The organism is Actinomyces oricola (genome assembly GCF_004104015.1).
GTDB classification, from domain to species: domain Bacteria; phylum Actinomycetota; class Actinomycetes; order Actinomycetales; family Actinomycetaceae; genus Actinomyces; species Actinomyces oricola.
Genome location: NZ_RYFV01000055.1, coordinates 1 through 3026, shown reverse-complemented (window position 1 = coordinate 3026; position 3026 = coordinate 1). Strand labels below are relative to the sequence as shown.

The 3026-nt window shown below is 63.8% G+C and carries 4 protein-coding genes and 1 pseudogene; 4 read left to right on the top strand and 1 reads right to left on the bottom strand.

The annotated features are described in order from the left end of the window. Nucleotides 1-123: 123 nt before the first annotated feature. The 4 genes and pseudogenes from EUC46_RS12310 to EUC46_RS12300 all read left to right on the top strand — a co-directional run. A pseudogene (locus EUC46_RS12310) lies at nucleotides 124-1216 on the top strand (transposase); the annotation flags it as partial. Beyond that, entirely contained in the window at nucleotides 1213-1344 is a 132-nt protein-coding gene (locus EUC46_RS13355) for a hypothetical protein (protein WP_277750497.1), read from the top strand. The pseudogene EUC46_RS12310 and the gene EUC46_RS13355, both read left to right, overlap by 4 nt. Before the next feature lie 308 nt (nucleotides 1345-1652). After that, nucleotides 1653-1964: a type II toxin-antitoxin system Phd/YefM family antitoxin gene (locus EUC46_RS13500; RefSeq protein ID WP_128774446.1), complete on the top strand. Its 312-nt coding sequence runs from the start codon at nucleotides 1653-1655 to the stop codon at nucleotides 1962-1964. Further along, nucleotides 1964-2410, top strand: a complete 447-nt coding sequence (locus EUC46_RS12300) for a type II toxin-antitoxin system VapC family toxin (RefSeq protein ID WP_128774445.1) — start codon at nucleotides 1964-1966, stop codon at nucleotides 2408-2410. Before EUC46_RS13500 ends, EUC46_RS12300 begins: the two co-directional genes overlap by 1 nt. Nucleotides 2411-2462: 52 nt before the next feature. On the opposite strand, the gene EUC46_RS12295 is transcribed toward EUC46_RS12300, so the two are convergent. After that, nucleotides 2463-2801, bottom strand: coding sequence for a transposase (locus tag EUC46_RS12295; protein ID WP_277750498.1), 339 nt, complete (start codon nucleotides 2799-2801; stop codon nucleotides 2463-2465). Nucleotides 2802-3026: the final 225 nt, after the last annotated feature.

Here is a 3026-nt window from a genome sequence, read left to right as displayed (position 1 = left end):
ATCGGCTTCCCCGTCTCCTCAACGATCCGGACAGCTCCCTCACGGAACTCCCGGTCGTACTTCTTCCGCTTCTCTGACATCACCACTCCTTATAGCTGATGCCTCTACGGTCCGGGGGGAACCTCAGGCGCGTCGCCGGATCTGATGCGGCACCTGCTCGCGACGGTGATCAATGCGCTGCTGTGGGCCGAGGCCGACGCGGTGTGCGGCGCCGAGTAGGGCCAGGCCAGCCCGGACCGGGTCAACCAGCGCAACGGCTACCGACACCGCGAGCTGGACACAGGGTCGGCACCCTCGACGTGGCGATCTCCAAGCTCCGCGAGGGGACCTACTTCCCCGAGTGGCTGCTCGAGCGCCGCAAGCGCGCGGAGGGGGCGCTGATCTCGGTGGTGGCGACCTGCTACCTGCTCGGCGTCTCGACCCACCGCGTGGACAAGCTGGTCCAGACCCTGGGGATCACCTCGCTGTCGAAGTCGCAGGTCTCCCGGATGGCCGCCGACCTCGACGAGCAGCACCACCGGGGTGAACGCCGATGGCCACCGCGAGGTGCTCGGGGTCAAGGTCGCCACCTGTGAGACCGCCGCGGCGTGGAATGCGTTCTTCGCCGACCTGGTCGCCCGCGGCCTGACCAGCGGCCCCGACGGCGTTGTGCTGGTCACCTCCGACGCCCACGCCGGGCTGGTCGAGGCGATCGCGGCCAACCTGCCCGGCACCGCGCGCTGCCGGACCCACTACGCGGCGAACCTCATGGACGTGTGCCCGAAGTCGTCGTGGGGGTGGGTGGGGGCGCTGCTCCACTCGGTCTACGACCAGCCCGACGCCCAAGCCGTACACGCCCAGTACGACCGAATCCTCGACGCCCTGGCCGACAAGCTCCCCGATGTGGCCGACCGCCTCGACACCGCTCGCGCCGACGTGCTCGCGTTCACCGCCTTCGGCCGCGAGGTCTGGCGCCAGATCTGGTCCGATCGACCCCAACGAGCGCCTCAACCGCGAGATCCGCCGCCGCACCGACGTCGTCGGCATCTTCCCCGACCGCGACTCCGTGACCCGCCTGGTCGGAGCCGTCCTGGCCGAGCAGCACGACCAGTGGGCCGAAGGCCGCCGCTACCCCGGGCTCGACATCCTCGCGCGAGCCCGCGCCAGCGCCCGACAAGCCGCCACCGATACCCAGCCCGCCGACAGCGAACTGCCCGAACTGGAACCAGCGGCATGAGCAACAACACCAGCCAACGCGACCTCGACCTCGCCATCCTCGCCACCGGCGGCCACACCATCTGGTGGGACGAGACCGGCCAGCCAGCACCCCGGCCCGACGACTTCTTCGACCCCGACAACAAATGAAGGCCCAACATCCAGCTCGTCACCCACGAACCCAACAAGCACCCCTTCTAACCCACCCAACTCGAAGACCAGCCGTTACACCACCTCCAGGGACTTGACCTGGCCTGCGCAGAAGGCCCTGCTGACACCCTGGACACCAACCGGATCTACGGCACCCCGGGGAGTGGACAGGTGCGCGCAGACTGTAACCGTCGATCACACAGCCACCTCACGACCATCTCGACGTGGCCACTCAGGGCCGCTACCTGCTGGAGCAGGCCGCATCGCACCCTCTCGCCGTGCCGACATGACATCGCTAACGGAGTATCATGACTGACATGACAGTCACTCCTTCCTCCCAGACGATCACCTCTCGGGAGCTCAGTCGCCGAACCGGTGAGGTCCTCAACACTGTGGCAACGACAGGCACCCCCGTCACCGTGACGCTAAATGGCACACCTCGAGCAACGATCGTCCCAGTCCCTCAGCGGGAGTCACGTATCGACCAGATGATCCGCCAGGGACGGATCCGCCTTCCACGCACTCAGCGCGCCAAGGGAGAACCACTGCCACGCCTCAGCCTGCCTGACGGTGTGACCACGGACCAGATTCTGGCCGACGACCGAGCGGATAGTTTCTGATGCCGCACTACCTCGACACCTCGTTCGCCGGGATCGCCCTCTTTCCTTATCAGGGCCCCCCACACCGGCGCACGGCCTACGCGGCGCTAGGTGATCAAGCGGCGCGCCGCGTTGTCCGTGCACTCGATGACGAGGACCTGTATGCCTCGGAGCTTCTTGAGGTGGAGCTCACCCGCATCGCGCACCGGGCCGGAGCGCCTCTGGCCGACATCGACGAGTTCCTCAGCTATCTGCGACTGGTCCAGATCGATCGAGACGTCATCCAGCGAGCCCGCACCTTGACCAAAGCCCTGCGCTCGCTCGACGCCATTCATCTGGCGACGGCTTTGAGCTTGGATTCTCCTGACCAGCCAACCATCCTTCTGACACACGACCGAAAAATGTCCATTGCAGGAGCCGCGCACGGCCTGAACGTCATCGACCTGCTCGATATCGACCGCCCTTGAAGGAAGACGCTACGCTGGCGGCACGTCCAGGCAGAACTGATTATGGCCGGGATTAAACAAGATCGTGTGCTGGCGTGGGGTTTGGGAGGTGCTCGAAGTCGTAGTCGAAGGTGCGATTGTTAATGTAGCCCATGAATGCGGTGTAGGTTTCCTCAGGCGTGTCACGCTGAATGTTCACGATTGCGCTTTTAGCGGTGCTCCAGACATGCTCGACCGGATTATGGTCGGGTGCGTAGGGTGGTAGGTAGATGAGTTTGAGGTTCTCGAGCCGACCTCCGGGTTGAAGCTGCTCTCTTAGCGCTTTGGCGTGGTGGAACCCGGCATTGTCGAGAACCACAGCGATCTTCTCATTATCAATTTCGCGCACCGAGCGATCAAGACAGGACATGATCTGCTCAGTGTTCTGTGGCCGAAATGAAACAAAATTGTATTCTGTGGTTTAGTGGCCTGGAAATGACGTGCCACCCGTTGTAGAATACCTGCATGCAAGTGGATGTGACGCAGAAGGAACACGATGTTTTTTTGAGGTGGAAGAAGCGCAGTGACACTCTTGTTTTAGTGAGGCTGAAGGCGGAGGCGGTTCTTTACGCTTCGCACGGCGTTGATGTGGACATTA

Excerpts from the sequence above, each read along its gene's own strand:
- EUC46_RS13355 (WP_277750497.1), top strand. The coding sequence starts at position 1,213 with ATGAGCAACAACACCAGCCAACGCGACCTCGACCTCGCCATCCTCGCC.
- EUC46_RS13500 (WP_128774446.1), top strand. The coding sequence starts at position 1,653 with ATGACTGACATGACAGTCACTCCTTCCTCCCAGACGATCACCTCTCGG.
- EUC46_RS12300 (WP_128774445.1), top strand. The coding sequence starts at position 1,964 with ATGCCGCACTACCTCGACACCTCGTTCGCCGGGATCGCCCTCTTTCCT.